This is a genomic window from Pseudomonas sp. GL_135 (assembly GCF_057834665.1).
Genome location: NZ_CM174408.1, coordinates 4757239 through 4782419, shown reverse-complemented (window position 1 = coordinate 4782419; position 25181 = coordinate 4757239). Strand labels below are relative to the sequence as shown.

Annotated in this window: 20 protein-coding genes and 1 other RNA gene; 9 read left to right on the top strand and 12 right to left on the bottom strand. The window is 57.3% G+C overall.

The features are described from left to right. Window positions 1-4: 4 nt before the first annotated feature. From AC3ISG_RS21160 to AC3ISG_RS21145, 4 genes are all read left to right on the top strand, one after another. Complete coding sequence (locus AC3ISG_RS21160) at window positions 5-3193, top strand: type I restriction endonuclease subunit R (RefSeq protein WP_457968305.1); 3189 nt, start codon at window positions 5-7, stop codon at window positions 3191-3193. A 279-nt stretch (window positions 3194-3472) separates the two neighbouring features. Then, window positions 3473-3685, top strand: a complete 213-nt coding sequence (locus tag AC3ISG_RS21155) for a hypothetical protein (protein WP_457968303.1) — start codon at window positions 3473-3475, stop codon at window positions 3683-3685. Window positions 3686-3782: 97 nt separating this feature from the next. Further along, entirely contained in the window at window positions 3783-4238 is a 456-nt protein-coding gene (locus tag AC3ISG_RS21150) for a restriction endonuclease subunit S (protein WP_457968302.1), read from the top strand. A 5-nt stretch (window positions 4239-4243) separates the two neighbouring features. After that, window positions 4244-5638, top strand: coding sequence for an N-6 DNA methylase (locus tag AC3ISG_RS21145; RefSeq protein ID WP_489297881.1), 1395 nt, complete (start codon window positions 4244-4246; stop codon window positions 5636-5638). Between the two features lie 198 nt (window positions 5639-5836). Here the strand turns inward: AC3ISG_RS21145 and AC3ISG_RS21140 are convergent, their stop codons facing one another. From AC3ISG_RS21140 to AC3ISG_RS21100, 9 genes are all read right to left on the bottom strand, one after another. Next, on the bottom strand, window positions 5837-7498 hold the full coding sequence (locus AC3ISG_RS21140) for a DUF6119 family protein (RefSeq protein ID WP_093404882.1): 1662 nt from the start codon (window positions 7496-7498) through the stop codon (window positions 5837-5839). Between the two features lie 256 nt (window positions 7499-7754). After that, window positions 7755-8030 (bottom strand): hypothetical protein, encoded by a 276-nt coding sequence (locus tag AC3ISG_RS21135; RefSeq protein WP_457968298.1) that lies wholly within the window; start codon window positions 8028-8030, stop codon window positions 7755-7757. Further along, complete coding sequence (locus AC3ISG_RS21130; protein ID WP_457968296.1) at window positions 8027-9007, bottom strand: integrase domain-containing protein; 981 nt, start codon at window positions 9005-9007, stop codon at window positions 8027-8029. Before AC3ISG_RS21130 ends, AC3ISG_RS21135 begins: the two co-directional genes overlap by 4 nt. A gap of 949 nt (window positions 9008-9956) precedes the next feature. After that, window positions 9957-11213, bottom strand: a complete 1257-nt coding sequence (locus AC3ISG_RS21125; protein ID WP_489297880.1) for an integrase domain-containing protein — start codon at window positions 11211-11213, stop codon at window positions 9957-9959. 187 nt (window positions 11214-11400) lie between these two features. After that, window positions 11401-11792, bottom strand: a transfer-messenger RNA (tmRNA) gene (ssrA, locus tag AC3ISG_RS21120). Between the two features lie 113 nt (window positions 11793-11905). Further along, entirely contained in the window at window positions 11906-12196 is a 291-nt protein-coding gene (locus AC3ISG_RS21115) for a hypothetical protein (protein ID WP_172610661.1), read from the bottom strand. A 210-nt stretch (window positions 12197-12406) separates the two neighbouring features. Beyond that, window positions 12407-15217 carry an FAD-binding and (Fe-S)-binding domain-containing protein gene (locus AC3ISG_RS21110; RefSeq protein ID WP_489297879.1) on the bottom strand — a complete coding sequence of 937 codons (2811 nt, stop codon included), beginning with the start codon at window positions 15215-15217 and terminating at the stop codon, window positions 12407-12409. Between the two features lie 70 nt (window positions 15218-15287). After that, complete coding sequence (gene lldD / locus AC3ISG_RS21105; RefSeq protein WP_122622782.1) at window positions 15288-16433, bottom strand: FMN-dependent L-lactate dehydrogenase LldD; 1146 nt, start codon at window positions 16431-16433, stop codon at window positions 15288-15290. A gap of 68 nt (window positions 16434-16501) precedes the next feature. Beyond that, window positions 16502-18208: a lactate permease LctP family transporter gene (locus tag AC3ISG_RS21100; protein WP_489297878.1), complete on the bottom strand. Its 1707-nt coding sequence runs from the start codon at window positions 18206-18208 to the stop codon at window positions 16502-16504. A 415-nt stretch (window positions 18209-18623) separates the two neighbouring features. On the opposite strand from AC3ISG_RS21100, the gene AC3ISG_RS21095 reads away from it, so the two are divergent. Beyond that, the gene (locus AC3ISG_RS21095) at window positions 18624-19391 is read left to right on the top strand and encodes a GntR family transcriptional regulator (RefSeq protein ID WP_489297877.1); all 768 of its coding nucleotides are present in this window, start codon (window positions 18624-18626) and stop codon (window positions 19389-19391) included. A gap of 81 nt (window positions 19392-19472) precedes the next feature. On the opposite strand, the gene smpB is transcribed toward AC3ISG_RS21095, so the two are convergent. Continuing rightward, window positions 19473-19955, bottom strand: a complete 483-nt coding sequence (smpB, locus tag AC3ISG_RS21090) for an SsrA-binding protein SmpB (protein ID WP_065987620.1) — start codon at window positions 19953-19955, stop codon at window positions 19473-19475. Window positions 19956-20082: 127 nt separating this feature from the next. Here smpB and AC3ISG_RS21085 point away from each other — a divergent pair, with 127 nt between their 5' ends. Genes AC3ISG_RS21085 through AC3ISG_RS21075 form a run of 3 tightly spaced genes read left to right on the top strand, consistent with a single transcriptional unit; the run spans window position 20083 to window position 22241 of the window. After that, window positions 20083-21486 carry a sodium-dependent transporter gene (locus AC3ISG_RS21085; protein WP_489297876.1) on the top strand — a complete coding sequence of 468 codons (1404 nt, stop codon included), beginning with the start codon at window positions 20083-20085 and terminating at the stop codon, window positions 21484-21486. Window positions 21487-21493: 7 nt separating this feature from the next. After that, complete coding sequence (locus AC3ISG_RS21080) at window positions 21494-21928, top strand: type II toxin-antitoxin system RatA family toxin (RefSeq protein ID WP_065987619.1); 435 nt, start codon at window positions 21494-21496, stop codon at window positions 21926-21928. Beyond that, a complete protein-coding gene (locus AC3ISG_RS21075; protein ID WP_489297875.1) occupies window positions 21921-22241 on the top strand; it encodes an RnfH family protein in 321 nt (106 codons plus the stop codon). Before AC3ISG_RS21080 ends, AC3ISG_RS21075 begins: the two co-directional genes overlap by 8 nt. 87 nt (window positions 22242-22328) lie before the next feature. Here the strand turns inward: AC3ISG_RS21075 and AC3ISG_RS21070 are convergent, their stop codons facing one another. Then, window positions 22329-22853: an outer membrane protein assembly factor BamE gene (locus AC3ISG_RS21070; protein ID WP_122535412.1), complete on the bottom strand. Its 525-nt coding sequence runs from the start codon at window positions 22851-22853 to the stop codon at window positions 22329-22331. Between the two features lie 98 nt (window positions 22854-22951). On the opposite strand from AC3ISG_RS21070, the gene fur reads away from it, so the two are divergent. Then, window positions 22952-23359, top strand: a complete 408-nt coding sequence (gene fur, locus AC3ISG_RS21065) for a ferric iron uptake transcriptional regulator (RefSeq protein WP_065987616.1) — start codon at window positions 22952-22954, stop codon at window positions 23357-23359. Window positions 23360-23467: 108 nt separating this feature from the next. Here the strand turns inward: fur and recN are convergent, their stop codons facing one another. After that, entirely contained in the window at window positions 23468-25141 is a 1674-nt protein-coding gene (gene recN / locus AC3ISG_RS21060) for a DNA repair protein RecN (RefSeq protein ID WP_122622784.1), read from the bottom strand. Window positions 25142-25181: the final 40 nt, after the last annotated feature.

Sequence of the window (25181 nt, the reverse complement as noted above, 5' to 3'; positions counted from 1 at the left end):
AACGATGAGTCATATCCACCACGAGTGTGAATTGGAACGCCATATCGTCGAGCAGCTTGAAACTGCCGGCTGGCTGGTGGGTAAGTCTGCAGACTATGACCAAGGGCGGGCGCTAGTCCCTGACGATGTGCTGGGTTGGCTGGAGGACAGTCAGCCGCAGGCTATGGCTAAGATCCTAGCAATGAATGGTGTAGGCGCGCGCGATTTGGTGCTGGACCGACTGGTCAGGCAACTGGAGAACAAGGTCGAAGGCGGCACCGTGAATGTGCTGCGTTACGGCTTTGCCGTGGCCGGCGGCGGAACCTTAGCCATGAGCCAGACGCTGCCCGAAGATGAGCGCAACGACACGGTGACTGTCCGCTATGCGGCGAACCGTCTGCGTGTAGTGCCGCAACTGCGTTACTCGTTGGACAAAGCCGACGAGATCGATCTGGCATTCTTCATCAACGGCATTCCGGTTGCCACGGTGGAGTTGAAGACCGACTTCACCCAGTCAGTTGACGCCGCCATGCAGCAGTACTGCATGGACCGCCGACCTGAGCGCAAGAGCGGTGGCCTGGAGCCGCTGCTCACTTTCAAGCGTGGCGCGGTGGTGCATTTCGCCATGAGCGATAGCGACATACGCATGACCTCCAAGCTGGCCGGCGACTCGACCTTCTTCCTGCCATTCAACCGGGGCAACGATGGCGCCGCCGGCAACCCACCGGGTGACAACGGTAGCTACCCGGTGAGCTACTTCTGGGAGCGGGTGCTGCAAAAGGACAACTGGCTGCACATCTTCCACCGCTTCGTGCTGCAGGAGCGTAAGGAGGCCCAGGACGTCAACGGCAAAACCTACTTCAAGGAGGGCCTGATCTTCCCGCGCTTCCATCAGTGGGAAGGCGTGACCAGGATGATCGACGCGGTGCGGGTAGAAGGGGCAGGGCAACCGTACCTGATCCAGCACAGCGCCGGCTCGGGCAAGACCAATACCATCGCCTGGACCGCGCATTCGCTGATTCGTGTGCGCCGTCCGGATGGTGAGCCGTATTTCCACAGTGTGATAGTGGTGACCGACCGCCAAGTGCTGGACCAGCAGTTGCAGGATGCCATCCAGCAGATCGAGCACCAGGCCGGCGTGGTATGCGCCATAGACCGCCAACAGTCGAATCTGCCCAAGAGCCAGCAGTTGGCCAAGGCCATGCTCGATGGTGTGCCGATTATCGTCTGTACCCTACAGACGTTCCCCTATGCGCAGAAGGCCATCCTCGGCGAGCAGAGCCTGCGCGATCGGCGTTTCGCTATCATCATCGACGAGGCGCACAGCTCCACCGGGGGCAGCACGGCGGATGACCTACGCTATGTACTGACCGGGCAGAGCGAGGCGGAGTGGGAAAAACTCTCCAAGGCGGAGCGGTTGTCCGTGTGGCAGAGCTCGCGCTCGCGCCCAGGCAATGCCAGCTACTTCGCCTTCACCGCCACGCCCAAGCATTCGACGCTGAGCCTGTTCGGCCGCCCGCGCAATCCGGCGCAGCCCGTCAGCACCGACAACCCGCCGGCACCGTTCCACCTCTACACCATGCAGCAGGCGATCGACGAAGGCTTCATCCTCGATGTGCTGAAGAACTACACCAGCTACGAGGTGGCGTTCAAAATTGGCAGCGAGATGGTCGATGACAAGCGCGTGGACGAGAAGAGCGCCGGGCGCAAACTGGCCAAATGGCTGTCGCTAAACCCGGTGAATGTGGGACAGAAGGTCGAGCTGATCGTCGAGCACTTCCGCAAGAACGTCGCGCACCTGCTCGGTGGCCAGGCCAAGGCCATGGTGGTGACCAGCTCGCGTGCTGCAGCGGTGAAGTACCACCTGGCGCTGGAGGACTACTGCAAGCGCAAGGGCTATGACAACGTGCTGGCGATGGTGGCCTTCTCAGGTGAGGTGCCTAATACGGATGTGGAAGCGGCCAGCCTGCCCAAGGATCACCAATTCAGTGAAACCAACCTGAACCCCGGCCTGCATGGCCGCGATATGCGCAAGGTGTTCGACACTCTGGACTACCGGGTGATGATCGTCGCCAACAAGTACCAGACCGGCTTCGACCAGCCCAAGCTGGTTGCCATGTACCTGGACAAAAAAATATCCGGTGTGGAGGCCGTGCAGACCCTCTCGCGTCTGAACCGTACCTTCCCCGGGAAGGACAAGACGTTCGTCATCGACTTCGCTAACAAGGCCGACGAGATACTAGCGTCATTCAAGACCTTCTATCGTGATGCCCAGGTGGCGGACATCCAGGATCCGAACATCGTCTATGACATCAAGCAGCGCTTGGATGGCATGTTCATCTATGAGCAGGCTGAGGTGGAGGCTTTCGGTGATGCCATCGTCGATCCGAAGGTGACGCACCAGAAGCTGTTCTCGCTTACTCAGTCAGCCACCGACCGCTTCAACGGAAAGTTGAAGACGCTCAACGATGCCATCGACCAGTGGGAAAAAGCCTGGGAGAAGGCCCATGACGAGGGCTGCGACAATGACATGGAGTACGCCGACGTGCAGCGTGCGGAGTACTGCAAGGCGCGGGACGAGCTGATGATCTTCAGCGAGAGCCTGACCAAATTCGTTCGCAGCTATGAGTACATCGCCCAGTTGATCGACTTCGGCGACCCCAGCCTGGAGGCCTTTGCCAGCTATGCACGTCTGCTGCGTAAACGGCTCAAAGGCATCACTGCCGAACAGGTGGATCTGGGTGACCTCAAGCTCAGCCACTACAAGATCAAGAAGGGCAGCAACCTCAGTGGCGTCGCCGTGCTGGGTGAAACACCTGGTCTCTATGGTATGACCGATAACGGCCTGCGCGACGCCCGCGACCGCGAGAAAAAATACCTTGCCGAGCTGATTGAGAAGCTCAACAACTCCTTCGGCAAGGACATTACCGACACTGACCAGGTGGCCTTCGCGGTGCACGTTTCCGAGAAGCTGCGCGCTGACCGCGTGGTGATGGCCCAAGTGCAGAACAACACGATGGAACAGACCATGAAGGCGGACCTGCCTTCAAAAGCCATCTCTGCCATCGCTGCCGCCATGAGCAGCCACACTAGTATGGCGACCAAGCTGCTCAGCGATGAATCGACACGCGAGGTGTTCCTGACGGTGGTGTACGAGCTGTTAAAGAAAGATCCTGGGGCAGAGCTCTTTGACCTAGCGAGGCCGAGTAAGTAGAGATCGGCTAGTCCTCAACCTTGAGGGGCAAGCGGCTTTGAAAGCTATTTGCTGTCGAATCGCTGGACGCCCCTCTGGATTAGGTAGGGTGCATTTCATCTCGTAAGGCTTGTCTCTTCATGCTGACCTTTTTGCGTACAAAAATGCAGAATGCATCAATACTGCATTGACGGCTCACTGGCATTCCCTTAGCATGGCCTCCAAGTCGACTGCAGTATGATTGCATTCTGCGATTGCAACGGATCGAATTGACTATTGGCAGACACGCAAGGAGATAGAATGAAACGAAAACGATTGAAATTAGCACCCCCGACGTATCTTTCCCTTGTGGTCTACCTTGCTCTCAGCCCCAATATCGAGGTCGGCTTCAATCGTTCGTGGCAGGTACATTCTGATGGCAGTGAAATTAGAAACCTGCAAGTAGATATAAAAAAATTTGAACATGGGAAGTTAATCAATGGTGGCGAAAAAAATACTCTCTCACATCGCTGATGTCTCATTAGGTCAGACTTTTCGGGAGCGGGCGGAGACAGACAGCCCCGAAAGCGGCGTTAGGTTGATTCAGATAAAGGACGTCCGGGAGGGGGAAATGAATGATATAAATTCCCTCCCTTATGCTGATATCGAGCCCTCTAAATTGAAGGTTAAGCTCCTGGTCGGAGATTTGCTATTGCCGCTGAGAGGTATGCGAACTGAAGCCATGGTGTTTAGAGGGGAGAGCGGTAATGTCACCACAACAAACCAAGTCGCCATAATTCGCCCGAGGCTGGATGGAGGGGTGAGTTTGGATTACCTCCATTGGTTTTTTAATTCAGCTAAGGGTAGTGTTTTACTTGAGTCCATACGAACCTCCGCAAGCATACCCAATATAAGTGTTAAGAATTTACTTGAAATATCGGTGCCAGTTCCAAGCCCGAAAAGGCAAAAGCAAATCGTTGATATTTATCATAATTGGTGTGCGCAGAGGGATACGTTGCGTAAGTTGATTTTTAATGGAGAGAATATGGTGGCAAGTGCTGCGCACGAAATATTGGGTGGAGACTGATAGGTATGGGTATTTCGTTTTTTGGTTTGAAAGCGTTTGTGCTGGAAAGTATTGAGCGTATGCGCTTGAGCGGAACGGATCTGGATGCAGTAAAGGTTTTGCTGCTCTTTATGGTCTGCAAAAAAGCGCTTGATGAGGAACGGAGTATTCAAGCGAAAGAGGGCTTGGTTAAAGACTCAGATATGGATGAGTTGAGCGATGTGGAGTCGTTGGCATCGGTTATTGCGCGGATAGTTGAGAGTAAATCAAGTTCGTTTTTCTCAGACTCCATTCTAAATATTTGGGGTGAAATACATCCTGTCCTCAGCTCTGATATGTCGGAGAGGAGTGAGTTGGTTAGGCTCTGGGATGAGTTTAGGTGTTTTTCTTTTGATGAGTGTAATCACGAAGGTGGGTTGGACGCATTTTTTGAGTGGTTTTTGGTAGAGTTGGCTGAGCGAAATTCTAATAAGGGAGGGTATTTCTTTACTCCTGACGGAATAGTAAGTTTGATGGTCCAGCTTCTCGATCCTAAAAGTGGAGAAAAGCTATATGACCCGGTATGTGGCTCCGGAGAGTTTTTGATAGGCGCTATCAATAAAGTCAAGGAGTCATCGGAAAGGAATTGGCTGTATGTTTTAGGGCAGGAAAGGTCTGCTGAGACAGCTTTTATAGCAATGGCAAATGCTTATATCCACGGAGTTAGTGTGGATAGTATAGAAGTTTGTGATGCGCTAGCCCGTATGGATTATGAAGAGAAAATTTACGGAAGGTTTGACTTGGCTCTTGCAAATCCGCCTTTTTCGCTTCGTCATTGGGATGGCGAAAGGTCCGTTGACTTTCTGCGCTATGGGTTGCCTCCTCAAGCTAATGCGGATTTTGCATTTATCCAGAATGTCCTTTTCAGTTTGAATGAGAATGGTCGAGCAGCAATGGTTGTGCCTATGGGGGTTTTATTCAGAGGGGGAGTAGAGAGGGAGATCAGAAGGAAGATGCTGTTAGAGAATAATGTGGATGCCATTATTTCAATTCCTCCAATGTCATTTTATGGTACTGCCGTACCGGCGAATATCTTGATAATGAGGAAGTCTTCGGTCTTCAGTGATGTACTATTTATTGATGGATCAAGTTTTTTTTCGAGAAGTCAACGCCTGAATCGTCTGGGGAAAGATGCGATAGAAAAAGTTTCAAGATTGTATGCAGAGCGAAAAAATATTAATGGTCTTGCTTGTTGCGTTCCTGTTAAGGATTTGGAAGGGAATGACTGGAATTTGACGGTTTCTAGATATGTTGCCCCTCCTGCTGTAGAGGGAGTAGAGTCTATGGCTACACTATTGGAGCGACAAGAGAAATTGCAGTTCGAACTAAGCCTATTGCAGCAAGAGATGAGATTGCTGTTGAGTCGGGACAATATTGATTAGTTTAAATCGTGGGTTTCTGGCTTGCAGCGCGGTGGTTGAGCCGAGGAGAACTTTACTGGCCCGACGTTTGCCGTGGGTTTAAAGTGGCAATTTATAGCAAGCAACTTGAAACTTTGATTTCAGGTAATAATCTGAAGAGAGTAATTGCGGATCTGTCGCGGTGTGCTTGCCCTGCAGACCTGCTGCTCTACCCTATCTCTACTCTTCTCCTTCGTCTTGCTCGTTGGCAGGTTTGGCTATGATCTCCAGCGCGACGGGAATATCGAGCTGATCAATGCGGTCCACGGCTGCCTGAAGACTCACCTTGCTGAAAAAAGGCAGATCGAGTTCACCATTCTTGTAGGGTTTGCGCATTACGCCATAGACGACGGTGTAGTCGGCTCGGACGACCCGACCATTGATTGCAGGCAAGAGGCGTACAGCCTCGTTACGAAGCTCTCGCACTACGCTGCGAAGCTTCTTGCGAAAATCTGCATCGCTCACAAGCGCCTCCGCGCTCACCACACCTTGTGACCAAAGGTGGCTTATTGGCCCCGAAGAGTGGCCGTCCTTCAGATGGATAAACTGTTTATCGCTGGACAGAAAATCGCACGGTTCGATGTTGGCATAGCGTACCCCCAGCGGATTGATTTTTACCTGATCCAGGCATAGTAGGTCTTCACGATGCTCAACGAGATTTGCAATGAGCTCTCGCTCATTCCGACACTCGGTCGGCCCTATGATATCTACCCGAGGGATAGCCTGGAAACGAGCTTCGACCTGTCGTTTGAAATTGCGGTCTACGCTGTACCAGTGCCCAGCGAAAAGCACATAGCTGCGATCCTCATCATCCGCTCTGAGGTTGGTTTCGAAGGTAAAGCAGTGGTATACCCGCCACTGCTCCTTGAACACCTCAGCATCTGGGGCCTTGGCTTTGATGTAGTGGCGCTCGCGGATGTCATCAATCGTACCATCGAACTCACAGCGATTTAGTTCCGCCACATAGTCTTCGATCGACAGGCTGTGAAAATCTGTACCACTGCTGCCGAAGCCGTTGTAATGAAGGAGACAGCCTTCCTCATAGTCAACAATCTCTGGGGGGGCCATATGGAGCTCACTCTCATCCCCTGCTCGCAATGAGTTAATTGCCTCGAACAAGTGGCCGTCGAGGGTAGCGAGAGTCTCCTTTATCCGCACAACCTGCATGTTGTCGATCCACGGGAATCGCTGCTTGTACGTATCGCTTCGATAGACAGCCAGTACCTGCTCGCACTTATCCGCCAGAGTCTCTGACGTTAGTTTGCACGTAATCGAAAGAGTGTCACGGCCGGCTGCAAATCTTGCGAAGGACACATCACTGGGAGTACCACCCGCTACACGCGCGAGGTCTCTTAGAACATCTACTCCAAAGTCCTGCAAATCACTGTCTTTGCTAGCCTGCACTCGCTTCTGGAATGTGACGGCATCTGGTGTCGCCAGGTCCAGCGTCCGCAGTCCATCACGCGGCACTGAGTTAAGCGTGACCTTAAGGCCAAACTGGCGTTCGAATGCTTCGTCATTAAGAGCAAAATGAATATGCCCGAAGCAGATGGCGAAAATGCGGTCATCTGTAGGCAAAAACAGGACGCCTCCGGCACCGCTAGCAATCAGGTTCTCAGGCTGAGGCCCAGCTTGCTCTTCCAAGAACCCGAGCCAGCTTGGACGGCTCGTGAATAGTTGGCCCACAAACAGCTCGCCACCTTCCACTAACGGCCAGTCGCTACGCCTGAGCTGGACTCTTCCAGTACCGGGCGAATACTCGTCCTTGAACGCCTCCGCAATATCAAACTCCTCGCGTAGGAGCCGAATTGATAACGTCCTGACTTTTTCCACGTTAGGCACAGCACTATTCCTTGTGTGTCAGCCAATGTCAGAGAACCAATTTAGCGTAGCAATAGGCCATCAAGCTGTCCAATCTACGTCGCGACTGTTCAATTCCGTGTCGAGTATCCATTCAGTCAGTATTGGCTTGGCCTTCCTAGCGAAGTTAAAGCTAGTTTGACCTTCGGAGCAGAACTTAAATCGCTTCATCCACGCATCTCGGTGACGGCTCCTGGCCGATTCTGGCCGCCGCTCGCAGCGGAGGCCCTATTTCTTTTCAAAGATCGAAAACCCATGACGTTTCTAGGCGTCGACTGATCAGTCGAACAGTGAGCAGATAGTAATATCGTGTGCCCTCACCGCGATGTTTCAGGCTATGTTTGAGAAACCAAGCTAGATGCTTCCGTTTCCATTCCCAAGGCGACTCGCGCTGCCATCGCTGTACGATTGCAGCCTGGATAATCTTCGCTTGGCGCAAGTGTCGCTGCCGCGTCGCGTGAGACCCAGTCAGCGCGGCAGCCAAGAACACCTCCATATCAAACGCCTTGGTCATACCCGTCCCCCGATGTAGGCAGCGACTACCTCAATCCGGCCATGCCCTAGCTCATAGCTGATCTGTATGCGAGCCTCACGGTCGAGGCGCGGATCGATGGCATAGCAATGACCACCATTAATCGGTGCAGGATGCTGGGTAATCTGCTCGTAGCGCTCACAGGCATACGCCGCGCGCAACTCATGAAATCCTTTCAGGGCGTTTTTATGCAGGACGTCCCGCGATGCCCCGGCTACTCGTTGCAACACGTTCGCATAGCTCTCGCTTGGCGCGATCATGTTACGGCTACCTTTCGGCGACACCTTTGCCGCAAACCTCAGTGCATCCCGAATATGTTGATCCACTGCAATCCATCGTGGGGCAGATGCACCACCTCGGCCGCCTTTCGTGCCCTCCTGGATAATGATCTTGCCGAGCCTGTCAGCCTCACGGATCAATCTGGGCAAATCAGCCAATATTGTTTCGCGCAACCGCATCCCAGTGGCACGTGCCATCTGAATCATCGCCCCCGCGCGTAGCTGTTCACGATTACAAAGCACATCGACAATCTGCTGCACCTGCGCGCGATCCTGCCCTTGCGGCACTGACTGGCGAACCCTGGTGCGCTGCATACCCAACGCCTTGCTCGGGCTTGGTAACTTCACGTACTGATCACCGCGAAGCGCCGCCATGGTCCTGTTAACGCTGGATAGCCGGTTTTGTGCGGTACTGACGGCGAGGTCACCGCGCCCAACCACGTCGCGTAGATACGCCGCATAGTCGGCCAACACCTTCCGATCAATCTGCCGCGCATCATTGATACCGGGCCCCTGTTCGGAGTGGCACCACTTCACGAATGCCAGCCACCGATCACAGTGCGCTTTAACCGTGCCGTAGTGGCCACAGCCGAACATATCTTTCAGCGCCTGCGGTCCTGCATAGCTCAACTGCCTGCCGTAACCGAAATTACGACCATCGCGCCTACCCACTAATGCCATGTCGGTCACCTCACTTTTCGTTCTCCCGTCCTCGCCCCACGTCTTCCCGCCAAGAATGCTGAGTGTTATCAGGGATCAAGGCCCCTGCGACCTGTGGGGGGTGTCCACTACGCGGGACTGGCGGCTCCTTACGACCGGGAGCAAGGGCATCTCATGATCTGGCCTCCTGAGCACCGATACCGGTGGGCGGGTGGAGGCTGCACTGGCTGACGAGACCGGTGCCGCGAGATCCTGAGCCGGGTGGAAGCAGTAATGCGATGACCGGGGCATGCCTGACTGTCAGTCAGGTGCAGTCCATTTCCTGGTCTGCGGCGCCATCATCTACATCGCTGTTGCTGGTGACATCAGCGTTTGTCACGCCGATTGTCACGAGGAGGGTTGCGGCAAAGCCCCGTTCTATATGGGCTGCAGCAGTGGTGGGAGCGCCCGTCTCTTTCCAGGAGAAAGAGACGGGCGCAGGTTGGCGCAAGATTCGGCCAAGCGGATAGGTTGCTGCAGGGCAGCGAAGTAGGAAGCGTCGTCTGGCGCACGAGGGCCATGATCTGAAGTAGGCATCCATCACCGGGGAGGTGACCGGGCGAGCTGCCGGACGCGAATCGCCTTTTGGGCTGAACCACCGCGAAAGCGGCGTGACCTTCAAGGTTCGGGCCACCTGGGTTGCTGTCATCGACAGCGCTTGCACGGCCAGTTCTACGCCTGTGGATAAACCCGGTCAAGGTTCGAAATTCAGCGTCACTTTGGACTTGAAGAATGGTTATCCACCGGTGGAATTCCGTGGTAAATCCTGGACAACGTGGTCGCTTTTAGCTCTTCAAAGTAAGGTCCATCCAAACAGGGCGGCTTTGCAGCCCTATTTGGATGGACCCGCCCTTAGAAGCGGATAAGCGAGGCTGCTTGCCCTGAATCTTGAACGCTCAGTTGTTGCTGCCGTTATTGCGCCTGCATAGCGCTAGCGTATCGGTACCACGTTCTTGTCTTTGACTTGACCGTATGCAGACGCGAGCAGGCTACCGGTGGCGGCTTTCTGGATGTACTCACTCCACCAAGCCATCATCGGTCGCCTGCGTTCGATGTAGTCGGCCCGATTGTAGGCGCTCCGCACCTCATCCTTGTCGACGTGCGCCAGTGCGACCTCAATAAGCTCCGGGTCCCAGCCATGCTCATTCAAGATGGTGCTGGCCATCGAGCGCATGCCGTGGCTGACTAACCGATCTTGGAAGCCCATACGTTTTAACGCCATGTTGGCGGTCTGGCTATTGGCGTGGGTTCGCGGGTTTCTGTCTGCCGGGAAGACGTATTCGCGATGGCCGCTGTGAGTCTTCAGTGACTCCAGCAGTGCGACAGCGTGATCGCTCAACGGGATGCTGTGTGGGCGGCGCTTCTTCATCCGCTCCGGAGGGATAGTCCAGACACGCCTTTCAAAGTCGATGTCTGCCCAGCGAGTAGTCGCCGCCTCGGCGGGGCGAGTCATCGTGTGCAGCTGCCATTCGATCAGGCAGCGGGTGGTGCGTTTGATGCTGGCGTTCGCGATCTCCAACATGAGTTCGGGGAGCTCTTCGGGCGGAAGCGCAGCCATATTCTCTTTCTTGGGCTTCTTGAATACTGCCCTGATGCCGCTGAGTGGGTTGGCGAAGATCAGGCCGGAGTTCACCCCGTAGGTCATGATCTCGTTAAGCCGCTGGCTAAGACGTTTGACCGTCTCCAGGCTGCCTTTCGCTTCGATTGGACGAAGCAATGCGATCACCATCGGCGCGGTGATTTTCGTGAGTGGTGTCGTCTTCAAATCGGGGAACACGTGCAGCGTGAGCGACCGCCAAATGTCCTCCGCGTAGGCCGAGGTGACCGAGTCTTTCTTTAGCTCGAACCAGGCGGTGGCCACGTTCTCGAAAGTGTGTTCCGTTTCTGCGCGCTTGGCTTCATTCAGCGTGTTGCGTTGCACCTTGGGATCGATGCCCTGTGCAAGCAGCTCGCGCGCATCGACTGCCATCTTTCGTGCATTGGCCAGTGACAGTTCGGGGTAGGTCCCGAAGCCGATGTTGATGCGCTTCTTGGTGACCGGTTCGCGGTAGTTGAAATTCCACAGCAACGAACCGTTGCTGCGTACTCGGAGCTGCAAACCGTCACCATCAGTAAGGACGTAATCCTTGGACGCGGGTTTGACTCCCTTGAGCTGTCGATCGGAGAGACGGAGGTTTTGAGCAGGCATGAGATTCTCCTCAGGCACTGATTCGGTATTCCAAAGATTAGCACCGGATGAGGTGGAATACCGTCTGGAATACCCGAATGGCTGGAACTCAAAAACTCTCAAAAGACCAAGAAAGCGCTGGAAGCCGCGTTTTTACTGGCTCGCAGGCACAAAAAAAGACGTCCGTGGACGTCTTTAGATGTTGAAGTGGTGGAGCCGGGGGGATTTGAACCCCCGTCCGCCAGTACTCCGCTTTCGGGCCTACATGCTTAGCCGTGTCTATTAAGTTAACCCTCAGCGACCCGACGGGCAGGGTGCTTTGGGCGAGCTGTGTAAGTTTTAGCCGATTCGTCCACAGCGTACTGCACGGCGATCCTGTTCTATATGACAATCACTTTGGGTTTACAGGCATCCCCTGGTGATTGCTGGAGCCGAAGCTACCAGAAGGAAGGCTAGCACCGCTTACGCGGCGAGAGCTTGTTCCCCGTAGGTTTCGTCATTGGCAACTATAGAAAGTTGCAACAGTGGATTTACGACTTCTGTTACCAAGTCGGCATGCCCCTAGAGTTTCATCACCGGCGTCGAATCCTAATCGGCCCCAATTCTGCTGCTCTAGCAGTCAGGCGGCGGAGTCTACCCGAATCAATGAGATACGTCGACCGTTCGCCTGACATTCCGCTCGCGACGGCGTTGGGCCAGTCGCGATTCGGTCATTACTTGGCGGCACCGCCGTCGCTGCCGTCACCGCCGGTTTTCAGCTCGGTGATTTTCTTGGTGGTGATCGAGATGCACTCTTTGTCATTGCCGCTTTTTTGCGCGGCAGTGGCATCGGCGACGGTTTTTTCAATGTCAGTCTTGCTGTCGCCGGTCAGGTTGGTGGTGGTCGACGCCTCAGCATTTTTCAGTGCCGCGATGTTCGCGCCGCACAGGTCATCAGCAGCGAAGACCGGGGAACCCAACAGTGCAGCGGTAAGAAACAGTCCAGTCAGTGCGGTGCGCTTCATGTGTATCTCCTTGAGCCTGTTGACTCGGTATCGCCGACTGATTCCGCCGGTGCCCGAGATGGAGGAAAAAAGCGCCGAATGCGTTGTGGCGCTTAAAGAGATGGACTGCCGACCATCGCAGGGGTTCTATTTTTTTTCACAGTGCTGTGAAAAAGCCACGTTGCCGGATGTTTCGAGATAATGGTGCGATCTACGCCCCATTTGTGTGCATCAAGCGGTTCTTGGTTGAGTCACCCTATCCACGAGATAGACCAGGCCGTGGTAGTCGATACCGCCGTGTTGCGTGAGCCCGATCTCACACGTGCGGCTGGTCGAAATGCCTTCTTCGCAGAACTGAACAGCGTCTTTCAACGAGCGCAGCGCATGGGCATTCAGCTCGGGCGTGGTGAAGCCTTTGTCCCCCGCAAACCCGCAGCAATGAATGCCCTCGGGAATGACCACATTCACGCTGCACATCCGCGCGAGGTCGATCAGCGCCTGGCTCTCGCCCAGGTGTTGCGTGCTGCAGGTAACGTGAACAGCGATGGGCGCCTGCTGCGGGGTGAACACCAGTTTGTCCAGCAGATGGGTGCGGATGAAACGCACTGGATCGTACAGGTCGAGTCGGGTTTCCTTGAGGTCTTGAACCAGGCGCAATGTGCAGGGACTGGTGTCGCAGTAAATCGGATCTAGCCCGCCGCGGCTGGCCCTGGTCAACGCGGCAAGCAGTTGCTGACGCTTGTCTTCCGCCTGTTCGGCGTAGCCCTTCGAGGCGAAAGGCTGACCGCAGCACAGGCTGTCCTGGTCTTCCGGGAACACCACCTGATAACCGGCTTTCTCCAGCAGCTTTTGGGTTTTGTCCATCAGCGACATCTGTTCGCGATCACCTGCCGCAGGCCCCATGACACGGGACACGCAGGCCGCCAGATAAACCACGCGCGGGCGCTGATCTTCAACCGGCGGGGGAAATCGAATAGCGTTTTCTGGCTGCGGCATGGCTGGCGTCCACTGCGGCACGCGGCCTGAGGACGCCTTGCTCAGCGCGCTGGATATCTTCGCAAGCCTCGGTGCGCCAAGCAGCATGCGGGCGCCATTGGCCGCATGCAGCGTAAATCGAGCGCCCTTCATGGCTGTCGCAAAGTGCTGACCGATCCAGCGGGCGGCCTTGTCATGATGCGCTTGCTGCCCGCGAAGCTTCTTCACCAGCTCGCCGGTATTGATGCCGACCGGGCAACGCTGCGCGCACAAACCGGTGGCAGCGCAGGTGTCGATGCCTTGGTATTGGTAGTCGCGCTCCAGCTGAGTTGTGTCGGTGCCTGCGCGTTTCTTTGCCTGAATGTCCCGCCACATGACGATGCGTTGCCGTGGGCTCAGGGTCAGCCCTTTCGACGGACACACCGGCTCGCAAAAGCCGCACTCGATGCATTTGTCGATGATCGCATCGGCAGCGGGCATGGGTTTCAGGTGCTTGAGGTGCACCTGCGGATCTTCACTGAGCACGACGTCGGGATTGAGGATGCCGGTGGGGTCGAGCAGCCGTTTGAGTTGCCACATCAGCGCGTAAGCCTCGCGGCCCCACTCAAGCTCCACGAACGGCGCCATGTTGCGGCCGGTACCGTGTTCGGCTTTCAGTGAGCCATTGAACTCCACGGCTACCAGTTGCGTGACGTCATCCATGAAGGCTGAATAGCGCGCGATCTCCTGCGGATCGTTGAAGCCCTGGGTGAAGACGAAGTGCAGATTGCCCTCCAGTGCATGGCCGAACAGGATCGCTTCGTCGTAACGGTGCTTTTCGAACAGTTCGATCAATCGCCGAACGCCGATGGCCAGTTGCTCGACGGGGAAGGTCACGTCCTCGATGATCACGGTCGTACCGGTCTCACGCACCGCGCCGACGGCCGGGAAGGTGTCTTTGCGAATGGCCCAGAGCCGGGCGTTTTCGGTCGCGTCTTCGGTGAAATCCACCTGCTTCTCGACCGGGAAATGCGCGATGGACGCCATGACCTGCGCCAGTTGCTCGTGCAGTAACGGTCGGGTCGCGGCGCGGGCTTCGATCAACAGTGCGCAGGCACCCTCCGACAGCTCACGAACGAATGCTGGCATGCCTGGTTTGTTCTGCACCGAGCGTAGGCTGCGTCGATCAAGCAGTTCGACGGCAGCGACCGGCTGGGTTTTCAGAACCGTCACAGCGTTGCAGCAGGTTTCGATGTCGGGAAAGACAATCAGCGCCGTCGCCTTGTTCGGGTGATCGGGGACCGTGTCGTATGTCACCGCGCTGATGAAACCCAGCGTGCCCTCCGAACCCACCAGCAGATGGCTGAGGATGTCGAGGGGCTCGTCGAAGTCCACCAGGGCGTTCAGCGACAGGCCGCAGGTGTTCTTCAGGCGGTACTTGTGGCGAATCTTTGCAGCGAGTTCGGTATTCGCGCGGGTCTCGCGACCCAGTTGCGCAAGGCGCTCCAGCAGCTCGGCATGGCTGAGTCGAAAGGCATCGACGCTGGCAGCATCTTCCGTGTCCAGGCGGGCGCCGTCGGCGAGCACCAGCCGAATGCCAGCGAGGGTGTGGTAGGTGTTCTGGGCCGTGCCGCAGCACATCCCGCTGGAATTGTTGGCGACGATGCCGCCGATTTTCGCCGCATGCATGGACGCCGGGTCCGGACCGATCTTGCGTCCGAATGGCGCCAGCCAGACGTTGGCCTGTGCGCCGATGACGCCGGGTTGCAAACGGATCTGCGCACCTTGCTCGCGTATCTCACGGCCATTCCAGTTGTCGCCGAGCACGATCAACACCGAGTCGCTGATCGCCTGACCCGAGAGGCTGGTGCCGGCCGCGCGAAAGGTCACCGGGACTTTATCGGCCTGCGCCAGTTTGAGCAGCGTCACGACTTCATCTTCAGATTCGACGCGGATGACCAGCTTGGGGATCAGCCGATAAAAGCTGGCGTCGGTGCCGAAGGCCAGGGTCGAGAGCGGGTCGTCGAAGCGCCGACCGGCAGGAATGAGGCTGTTCACACCGGCCAGAAATGCGGCGGGCAAAGTCATGCGGTTTTCCTCATCGGGCATCTCGGTGGCGCCGCGGCCTCTGTCGGGCCGCATGCGGGGAATCGGCGAGTCAGGCGCCCAGTTCGCGGACCAGCGAATCACGGGTGATCTCGCTGATCGACTTGGCGCCGGTAAGGACCATTGCGACGCGCATTTCCTTCTCGAACAGATCCAGCAGGTTTTTCACCCCGGCCTCGCCGTGGGTGGCCAAGGCGTAGATGAACGCACGGCCGATCAGCACGGTGTCGGCCCCGAGGGCGATCATGCGCACCACATCCAGACCGCTGCGAATGCCGGAGTCCGCGAGAATCTTCAGATCGCCTTTCACGGCGTCGGCAATGGCGGGCAGCGCACGGGCACTGGACAACACACCATCGAGCTGGCGGCCGCCATGATTGGACACGACGATGCCGTCGGCGCCGAATTTAACGGCGTCGCGTGCGTCTTCCGGATCGAGGATGCCCTTGATGATCATCGGGCCGTCCCAGGAGTCGCGAATCCACTCCAGGTCTTTCCATGAAATCGACGGGTCGAAGTTGTTGCCCAACCAGGCGATGTAATCGGTAAGGCCCGTGGGATTGCCACGATAGGCCGACACGTTACCCAAATCGTGGGGACGGCCGTTGATGCCCACGTCCCACGCCCATTGCGGGTGAGTCATGGCTTGCAAGACGCGGCGCATCGGCCCGCTTTTGCCGCTCATGCCGGAGTGCGCGTCACGGTAGCGAGCGCCCGGGACAGGCATGTCGACGGTGAACACCAGTGTTTTCACGCCGGCGGCTTTGGCTCGCTCCAGCGCGTTGCGCATGAAACCGCGATCCTTAAGGACATACAGCTGAAACCACATGGGCCGCTTGATCGCCGGGGCGACTTCTTCAATCGGGCACAACGAAACTGTCGACAGCGTGAACGGAATGCCTTTGGCATCTGCAGCGCGGGCGGCCTGGACTTCGCCCCGGCGGGCATACATGCCGCAGAGACCAACCGGTGCCAGCGCCATCGGCATGCTCAGGGTTTCACCGAACAGCGTCGTCTCCAGACTCAGCTCGGACATGTTCTTCAGGATGCGCTGGCGCAGCGCAATGCTGGCCAGATCTGAGACGTTGTGGCGCAGGGTGTGCTCGGCGTAGGCGCCGCCGTCGGCGTAGTGAAAAAGGAACGGCGGGAGCTTGCGCTGGGCGGCGGCGCGGTAGTCAGTGGAGGCAGAAATGATCATGGGATCTCGCAGATGAGTGAGCGGGGCCACAGCCGGGCGCGCAAGAAGCACGCCCGGCGCTCGTCTGATTAATGAACCAGCATGCCGGTGAACCAGTACGCCTGGGCGTAGGTGATGCAGCCAACGATGGTGGCAAAGAAAATGCTGTGCTTGAGGGTGAAGCGGAACAGATCGGATTCCTTACCCACCAGCCCGGTCGCCGCGCAGGCCACTGCGATCGATTGCGGGGAAATCATCTTGCCGGTCACGCCGCCGCTGGAGTTGGCTGCAACCATCAGCACGTCACTGACGCCCAGTTGATGCGCAGTGGTGGCCTGCAATGAGCCGAACAGCGCGTTCGACGAGGTGTCGGAGCCTGTCAGGAACACGCCCAGCCAGCCAAGGAACGGCGAGAAGAACGGGAAGGCGCTGCCAGTCCCGGCGAGGACCAGTGCGAGCGTCGAGGACATGCCGGAGTAGTTCATGACGAAGGCGAAGGCCAGCACCATGCCGATGGAGACGATGGCCCAGCGCAGTTCGATCAGCGTTTCTTTGAAAGTGACCACACCTGTTTTAGGGGTAATGCGCAGCACGATCATCGCCAGAATGGCCGAGATCAGAATCGCGCTGCCCGAGGCGGCGAGCAGGTCGAACTTGTACACCGCTGGCATGGCCGTCGGGTTGGCGACAATCGGCGCCATCTTCATGACCAGTTGATCCAGGTGCGGCACCGGGAAGTTCATGGTCAGTGCCTGCAGCGGGCCGCCCGCAGCGAACAGCGCCTTGAACGGCTTCAGCGTCCAGATCGTCACGACAACGGTAAGAATCAGGAAGGGCGACCAGGCTTTGATGATGGTGCCTGCCGAGTATGGCGATTTCTTGGTGGTGCGCGGCTGACCAAAGCCGCCTGGATTGCCTGGGCCTCCGGCCATGACCGCAGCACCGCCGGACGCACCGGCGACTTGAGCGTCGGTTGAGCGCGCCGGCTGCCAGACTTTCAGGAAGAAGGTCAGGGATACGAGGCTAACCAGTGCGGAGGTAATGTCAGGCAGTTCCGGGCCAATGAAGTTGGAGGTCAGAAACTGCACGATGGCGAAGCTGCCGCCTGCGACCAGCGCTGCGGGCCAGGTCTCTTTGACGCCTTTCACGCCATCCATCATGAACATCAGCCAGAACGGCACGAATACTGACAATAGCGGCAATTGACGACCGGCCATGGCGCCGATCTTGAACGGGTCGAGGCCGGACACCTGGCCTGCCACGATGATCGGGATACCCAGTGCGCCGAACGCCACCGGTGCGGTGTTGGCGATCAGGCAGAGGCCGGCGGCGTACAGCGGGTTCAATCCTAGGCCAACAAGCAAGGCAGCGGTGATCGCCACCGGTGCGCCGAAGCCCGCTGCCCCTTCCAGAAATGCGCCGAAGCAGAAACCGATCAGCAAGACCTGAATGCGTTGATCGTCGGTGATTGACATGACCGAGCTTCGGATGATTTCAAACTGGCCGCTTTTGACCGTCAGTTTGTAGAGAAACACCGCCGCAATGATGATCCACGCGATGGGCCACAGGCCATAAAGGAACCCGTAGCCGGCGGACGCGACAGCCATGTCGGCAGGCATCTGGAACGCGAAGATCGCGATCAAAATGGCGAGCAGCAGGGTGATCGCGCCTGCGATGTGGCCCTTGAGCCGGAATATTGCCAGCGCCAGAAAGAAGAAAACGATCGGGATGACAGCCGCCAGGGCCGAAAGGCCCAGGCCGCCAAGAGGTGTGTAGAGCTGTTGCCAGGTTTGCATGTATGAGGCCCCTAATTGTTTTTGGTTAGGCCCGGTGTCCATGTCTTACGTGCGCGGCTCCTGCAGGCGACAACTGCTTTTCTGTCTTCCTGTCGGCGCTGACGAACGAGTCGCACAGCTCACCAGCTCAAGCGTTCCGCCGTCGGGAAGTGCCTGCGGCGCAGTACGGTGGTAGCCGTCCGGCGCCGGCATTGTAAATTGGTAATACCAATTTACAATGTCTTGGAGCTAGGTTAGAAGCCTTGCTGACGGTGTGTCAATTTATGACGCGTAAACTTTCGTAGTAGCTCGCCCGCATTGCGCCTGAGAGGGTGATTTCTCCTACACCTGACGGGTGAATGTCTGATCGCGATCGGCGAGAATATGCGCCCCGCATCACGTCAGACGGGGCTGCCGGGTTGTGGAGTGAAGGGTTATGGGCTTTGATCAGGTGCGCCAGCGCCGCTTGTCCGACGAGATTGTCGAGCAGCTGGAAAGAATGATTCTGGAGGGCACGTTGAGCTCCGGCGGTCGTCTGCCAGCTGAGCGATCGCTTGCGGAGCAGTTTGGGGTGTCACGTCCCTCGCTGCGTGAGGCTATTCAAAAGCTTACGGCCAAAGGGCTGCTGGTTAGTCGTCAGGGCGGCGGCAATTACGTCGTCGACAGTCTCGGGTCCACATTCAGCGATCCGCTGCTTCATCTGTTGGAAAGCAGCCCGGAAGCCCAGCGCGACCTGCTCGAATTCCGCCACACCCTGGAAGCCTCCTGCGCTTATTACGCGGCCATACGTGCAACGGATGTCGACCGGCTACGGCTGCGTGAAGCGTTTGATGCGCTGCAGGATTGCTACAGCCGTGCGGAAGAAGTGAGCCGTGCGGAGGAGGGCGCTGCAGATGCCAGCTTCCACCTCGCCATCGCCGAAGCCAGCCATAACGCTGTGTTGCTGCACACGATTCGTGGCTTGTTCGATCTGCTGCGGCGCAGCGTGGTCACCAATATCGGCGGCATGTACAAACAGCGCGCAGAAACCCGCGACATGCTGATTGATCAGCATCGTGAGTTGTACATGGCGATTATCGAAGGGCGGGCGGACGATGCCCGAGAGGTGTCGAGCCGTCATTTGCTGTACGTACAGGAGGTGCTGGAGGAAGTGCGCCAGCAGGTTCAGCGCACTGCGCGGGCCGAACGGCGGAACCGAATTTGAAGAGGTTGCACGGCGCCGGAGTGGTTGCGGGCCGTGCGTCATCTACAGGCGCTCCTTTTCGAAGCGACAAGAAAGACTGAATCAGTCTTCCTTGCCCTTGTTACGCACCGCGCGTTGCAGCTCGCGATTGGAGTCGCGTTCGCGCTCGGTGTCGCGCTTGTCGTATTCCTTCTTGCCTTTGCCCAGAGCAATCTCGCACTTGATCAAGTGCTGCTTCCAGTAAAGGGCAAGGGCCACGCAGGCATAGCCTTTTTGCTGAACAGACGACGTCAGCTTTTCCAGCTCGCGCTTGTTGAGCAACAGTTTACGGGTGCGTGTCGGGTCAGCGATGACGTGGGTACTGGCTGTCGTCAGTGGCGAGATATGGCTACCCATCAGCCAGGCCTCACCGTCTTTGAGCAACACGTAACTGTCAACCAGCTGCACCTTGTTGGCACGCAGGCTTTTTACTTCCCAGCCAGCCAGGACCAGACCGGCCTCGAACTTGTGTTCGATGAAGTAATCGTGACGCGCCTTTTTATTTTGCGCGATGGTCCCTGTGGGATGTTTCTTGAGCTTAGCCATAGGCGACGCATTATAGGGATCAACGGGCGTCTCGGCTATGGGCTCGCGCGCTGAAGCTGCGTGCTTGAGCACGTGGAGTGAATCCCGGACAATGCGCGATCTTTTTTGCGTGTTGGACGTGTCAACGATGTCGACGGACAAGGTTTCGGTTCACGGGAGTTGGGCCAGTCGCTGGGTGTTCATCCTGGCTGCCACCGGCTCTGCCGTAGGGTTGGGAAGCATCTGGAAATTCCCTTACATGGTCGGCGTCTACGGCGGTGGTGCGTTCGTGCTGGTGTTTCTGGCGTGCATCGCCCTGATCGGGATTCCGGTGATGATTGCCGAGACGCTCATCGGTCGCCGCGCACGGCAGAGCCCGGCCAACGCGCTGCGTTCGCTGGCACTCGCCGTCGGGCATTCGTCGAAGTGGTCCTGGGGCGCGTTTGCCGGCATGGTCACCGCGTTGTTGATCCTCTCTTTTTATAGCGTCGTCGGCGGCTGGTCGCTCGAGTACATCATTGATGTCGGCAAAGGCGATTTCAAAGGCGTGACGCCTGACGGTGTCGGTGCCTATTTCGGCGAGATGATCGCGGATCCATGGCGTCTGGTGGGCTGGCACACGCTGTTCATGCTGCTGTCCGCGATCACCATCGCCAAGGGCGTCAACGCCGGGCTTGAGCGCAGTTTGCGCATCCTGATGCCTTTGTTATTCGTGCTCATCGTGATTTTGCTGGGCTACAGCCTGACCACCGGGCATTTCATGGAAGGCGTGCATTTCATGTTCGACTTCACGCCCGAAAAGCTGCTCGATGGTCTGCTCCCGGCCATGGGTCACGCGTTCTTCTCACTCAGTGTGGGCGTCGGTTCGATCATGATCTATGGCGCCTACATGACCAAAGAGGCCTCGATCAGCGCAACCGTCGTGGGCGTGGCATTGCTTGATACGTTCGTGTCACTGCTGGCGGGCCTCGCATTGTTTCCGATTGTGTTCGCAGCCGGCCTAAACCCCAGCGAAGGGCCGGGCCTGATGTTCGTTACGCTGCCCTACGCGTTTGGTAACGTCGCGTTTGGTACCGTCATGGGCGTGGTGTTCTTTATTTTGGTCGCCGTCGCGGCCTGGAGCTCGGCCATTTCCTTGCTCGAACCCATGGTCGCGTACTTGGTCGAGCGCACAAAGGTTCGCCGCGGCTGGGTGACTTTCTGGCTATCGTTTATCTGCTGGTTCGTCGGGTTGGGGACGGTGTTCTCGTTCAACATCTGGAAGCAGGCCAAATTCTTCGTGAACGAAGGCGCCGGCTTCCATCTCTATCAGTGGGGAGCGTCGTCGGGACTGGATTTCTTCGGCGTGATCGATTTCTTCACCTCGCGGATCATGCTGCCGCTGGGTGGTTTGTGTTTTGTGGTATTCGCAGGTTGGGTGATGGGACGCGGCGCGGTGCGTGACGAATTGTCGGTACGCAGCCCGGTTCTGTTCGCTTTAACGTTCTTTTTGATGCGCTATGTGGCGCCGATCGGCATCCTGATTGTCTTTGCCGCTCAGCTTTGGAAATGACGCTGACATGACTACGCATATTCAACGTTCCGCCCTTTTGCCATATCCCGCCCAGGCGCTGTACGACCTGGTCAATGACGTGAGTCGCTACTCCGAGTTCCTGCCCTGGTGTTCCGGCGCCAGTGTGCTGGAGCAGAGTGATACCTCAATGCGTGCGCGTGTCGAGATCGCCAAAGGCGGTTTGAGCCAGCACTTCGTCACGCGTAATACGCTGACGCCCGGGCAAACCATCGAGATGAATCTGGAGGAGGGGCCCTTCAGCCAGCTCCACGGTGTCTGGACTTTCAAGGCCCTGAATGAAAAGGCCTGCAAGATTAGCCTGGACTTGTCGTTCGACTACAGCGGCTCGATCGTCCGCGCGACCTTGGGGCCGCTTTTCAATCAGGCCGCCAACACGTTGGTTGACGCGTTCTGCCAGCGAGCCAAAGAGCTGCATGGCTGAGCCGATGATTCGGGTCGAGGTGGTCTATGCCGCCGTCGACCGTCAGGCACTGCTTGCACTGGACGTGCCCCTCGGAACATCGGTACGTGCCGCAGCCATCGCGTCGGGCATGGCCGAGCGCTTTCCTGAGCTGGATCTCGCACACTGCCCCTTGGGCATTTTCGGCAAGCTTATCGATGGGCCGGAGCAGCACGAATTGGAGGCCGGTGACAGGGTTGAGATTTATCGCCCGTTGCTGGCCGACCCGAAAGAGATACGGCGTCTGCGTGCTCTGAAAGCTGCGGCTTCAAGAAAGGCGAAAAAACCGATTTAATTTCCTCATCGGCTCGATTGAGAGACGTAAAAAAGCCCGGCATGTCCGGGCTTTTTTATGCGGCTGATTCCACAAGGAAACGGTGGCTCAACGCGGATTCGTATCCAATGGTTCCTGGGAAGGAATGGGCACGGTTTCGACTTTGTCGACATCGTTTTGAATCTGCTCAAGCAACGAGCCAGGCTTCGGTGGCTCTTCCTTCGGCGGCTCTGTCCCTTGGTTTTCGGGGGTGACAGTTGTATCGCTGCCCTTGCCGAGAATGGCTTCGTCGCGGCTGACACCCGGCTTGAAGTCACCTGACAGGCTCGCCAACTGGTCGTTGCCATTGAAGATCAGGCTCACGCGCTCCTGCTGGCGTTCGCCACCACCAGGCTGCAGGCTGTACAGGTAGTCCCAGCGTTCAGGGTGGAAAGTGTCGGTCAACAAGGGGTTGCCCATGATAAACCTTACTTGCCGACGGGTCATTCCCGGGCGTAACTGGTCTATCATGTCCTGCGTGACGACATTGCCCTGTTGGATGTCGATTTTATAAACCCCGGGGAATGAACAACCGGCGAGTGCGAGCAGTCCCACAAAGGTGAAACTGGTTAGCAAGAGCTTGGTGTTTTGCATCGGTGGGCGACTTCCACTATCTTGGCTGGGACAACGTAAACCCCGATCATACCTGCATTAAGAGAAGCTGCGAAGCAGCGTCTGCGAGAAAGCTGACCATGGTTGAAAATAGCGAACTACGCAAAGCCGGACTAAAAGTGACCCTGCCGCGGGTCAAGATCCTTCAAATGCTCGATTCTGCGCAGCAGCGCCACATGAGCGCAGAGGACGTCTACAAGGCGCTGATGGAGGCCAACGAAGACGTCGGCCTGGCAACGGTTTACCGAGTTCTGACTCAGTTCGAAGCAGCCGGGTTGGTGGTTCGCCACAACTTCGACGGCGGCCACGCGGTATTTGAACTGGCTGACGGAGGCCACCACGACCATATGGTCAACGTGGAATCCGGTGAGGTCATCGAGTTCTTCGACGAAGAGATCGAAAAACTGCAAAAAGCCATTGTGAGCAAGCACGGCTTCGAGCTGGTGGATCACAATCTGGTGCTCTACGTACGCAAGCAAAAGGTGTAAGCCTCTTGTGAAGTACGACAAAGGCGACCTTCGGGTCGCCTTTGTTGTTTCTGCACTCCACGATCGGCGGCTGCGGCCGGTGTGTGTCGGGCCAGGCCGTGACGGTCATCACGACTTGGAGGTGACCACCATCTTCTTGGCGTGCGCGAGCGACTCCTTGGTCAGGTCGATCCCTCCCAGCATTCGCGCCACCTCTTCCACCCGTTCATTCTTGCTGAGCTTGGAAACCGCAGTGCGCGTGACGTCCGCATCCCGGACCTTGTGCACAAACAGGTGTTGATGCCCTTGAGCGGCAACTTGCGGCAAGTGAGTGACGGTCATGACCTGGCCGCGTTCGCCTAGACGACGCAGCAGTTGGCCGACGATTTCAGCGGTAGGGCCGCCGATACCGACGTCAACTTCGTCAAACACCAGCGTCGGAACCCGGGATGTCTGTGCGGTGATCACCTGAATCGCCAGACTGATTCGCGACAGCTCACCGCCCGACGCCACCTTCGCCAGCGCCTTGAGTGGCTGGCCCGGGTTGGCGCTGACCAGCAGTTCAACCTGCTCCAGCCCATTGGGTGACAGCTCTTTGTCCACGTTCTCGCGCAGCTCGATATTGAAACGGCCGCCCGGCATACCCAGCCGCTGAATTTCGTGCTCGACCTTGTGGGCCAGTTCCGGCGCAGCACGGTGACGCAGGTCGCTCAGCTCGCGCGCCTTCTCTTGATAGTGCCGCGCGTAAGAACCTACCTCGTGTTCCAGTCTCTCGATCGCTTCATCGTTGGCGTTGAGGGTTTCGATCTCGTCGAGCAGCTTCTGGTGCAGCGCTGCGACTTCCGTTGGCTGCACGCGGTGTTTGCGTGCCAGCGTGTAAATCGTGTCGAGGCGCTCTTCGATTTGCTGCAGACGGGCGGGGTCCGCTTCGAAGCGATCAAGGAAACGATTGATCTCGCCGACGGCTTCTTCAACCTGAATCTGCGCACTGGAGAGCAGATTGGTCGCTTCATTCAGCGCGTCGGGGGTGTTGTTCACGCTGCTCAGTCGGTTGAGGCTTGCGGTCAAGGCATTCAGCGCATTGCCGGAATCGCTTTCACTGCACAGTTCGACCACTTGCCGGCAGATGCCCAACAGACTCTCTGCATTGGTCAGCGTTGTGTGTTCCTGTTCCAGCCGCTCAAGCTCGTTTTCGCCGAGGCTCAGGCTCTCCAGCTCTTCAAGCTGGTAGCTCAGCAACTGATGCTTGGCACGCTGCTCGTCGCCAGAATTGGAAAGACGCTCAAGCTCCTGACGCGTTTGCCGCCAGCGCTGAGAAGCCAGTTGTACCTGACGTGCGAGGTCGGTGGCGCCCGCATATTCGTCCAGCAGTCGCCGATGGGTGTCGGTCTTTAGCAGCGATTGATGCTCGTGCTGGCTGTGAATGTCGATGACCAGCTCGCCAAGCGCTTTCAGGTCGCCCTGGGGGCATGGTGTCCCGTTGATATAGGCGCGTGAGCGGCCTTCGGCAGTGATGACGCGACGCAGAATGCAGGGGCCGTCGGTTTCGAGGTCCCGCTCCTTCAGCCAGGCGCTTGCTTCTGGGATATCCGACACGTCGAAGGTCGCCAGTATGTCTGCCTTGTCGGCACCTGGCCTTACAACACCACTGTCGGCGCGATCGCCAAGCGTCAGCCCGAGGGCGTCGAGCATGATCGACTTGCCGGCCCCGGTTTCCCCGGTGATCACACTCATACCGCGATCAAGTTCGAGATCGAGATGTTCAACGATGGCGTAATTATGTATGGACAGGTGGACCAGCATCAGAGCGGCTCCCAAACAATTTGTCTGGTTATTTATACAG

Excerpts from the sequence above, each read along its gene's own strand:
- AC3ISG_RS21160 (WP_457968305.1), top strand. The coding sequence starts at position 5 with ATGAGTCATATCCACCACGAGTGTGAATTGGAACGCCATATCGTCGAG.
- AC3ISG_RS21155 (WP_457968303.1), top strand. The coding sequence starts at position 3,473 with ATGAAACGAAAACGATTGAAATTAGCACCCCCGACGTATCTTTCCCTT.
- AC3ISG_RS21150 (WP_457968302.1), top strand. The coding sequence starts at position 3,783 with ATGAATGATATAAATTCCCTCCCTTATGCTGATATCGAGCCCTCTAAA.
- AC3ISG_RS21145 (WP_489297881.1), top strand. The coding sequence starts at position 4,244 with ATGGGTATTTCGTTTTTTGGTTTGAAAGCGTTTGTGCTGGAAAGTATT.
- AC3ISG_RS21135 (WP_457968298.1), bottom strand. The coding sequence starts at position 8,030 with ATGACCAAGGCGTTTGATATGGAGGTGTTCTTGGCTGCCGCGCTGACT.
- AC3ISG_RS21130 (WP_457968296.1), bottom strand. The coding sequence starts at position 9,007 with ATGGCATTAGTGGGTAGGCGCGATGGTCGTAATTTCGGTTACGGCAGG.
- AC3ISG_RS21125 (WP_489297880.1), bottom strand. The coding sequence starts at position 11,213 with ATGCCTGCTCAAAACCTCCGTCTCTCCGATCGACAGCTCAAGGGAGTC.
- AC3ISG_RS21115 (WP_172610661.1), bottom strand. The coding sequence starts at position 12,196 with ATGAAGCGCACCGCACTGACTGGACTGTTTCTTACCGCTGCACTGTTG.
- AC3ISG_RS21110 (WP_489297879.1), bottom strand. The coding sequence starts at position 15,217 with ATGACTTTGCCCGCCGCATTTCTGGCCGGTGTGAACAGCCTCATTCCT.
- lldD (WP_122622782.1), bottom strand. The coding sequence starts at position 16,433 with ATGATCATTTCTGCCTCCACTGACTACCGCGCCGCCGCCCAGCGCAAG.
- AC3ISG_RS21100 (WP_489297878.1), bottom strand. The coding sequence starts at position 18,208 with ATGCAAACCTGGCAACAGCTCTACACACCTCTTGGCGGCCTGGGCCTT.
- AC3ISG_RS21095 (WP_489297877.1), top strand. The coding sequence starts at position 18,624 with ATGGGCTTTGATCAGGTGCGCCAGCGCCGCTTGTCCGACGAGATTGTC.
- smpB (WP_065987620.1), bottom strand. The coding sequence starts at position 19,955 with ATGGCTAAGCTCAAGAAACATCCCACAGGGACCATCGCGCAAAATAAA.
- AC3ISG_RS21085 (WP_489297876.1), top strand. The coding sequence starts at position 20,083 with ATGTCGACGGACAAGGTTTCGGTTCACGGGAGTTGGGCCAGTCGCTGG.
- AC3ISG_RS21080 (WP_065987619.1), top strand. The coding sequence starts at position 21,494 with ATGACTACGCATATTCAACGTTCCGCCCTTTTGCCATATCCCGCCCAG.
- AC3ISG_RS21075 (WP_489297875.1), top strand. The coding sequence starts at position 21,921 with ATGGCTGAGCCGATGATTCGGGTCGAGGTGGTCTATGCCGCCGTCGAC.
- AC3ISG_RS21070 (WP_122535412.1), bottom strand. The coding sequence starts at position 22,853 with ATGCAAAACACCAAGCTCTTGCTAACCAGTTTCACCTTTGTGGGACTG.
- fur (WP_065987616.1), top strand. The coding sequence starts at position 22,952 with ATGGTTGAAAATAGCGAACTACGCAAAGCCGGACTAAAAGTGACCCTG.
- recN (WP_122622784.1), bottom strand. The coding sequence starts at position 25,141 with ATGCTGGTCCACCTGTCCATACATAATTACGCCATCGTTGAACATCTC.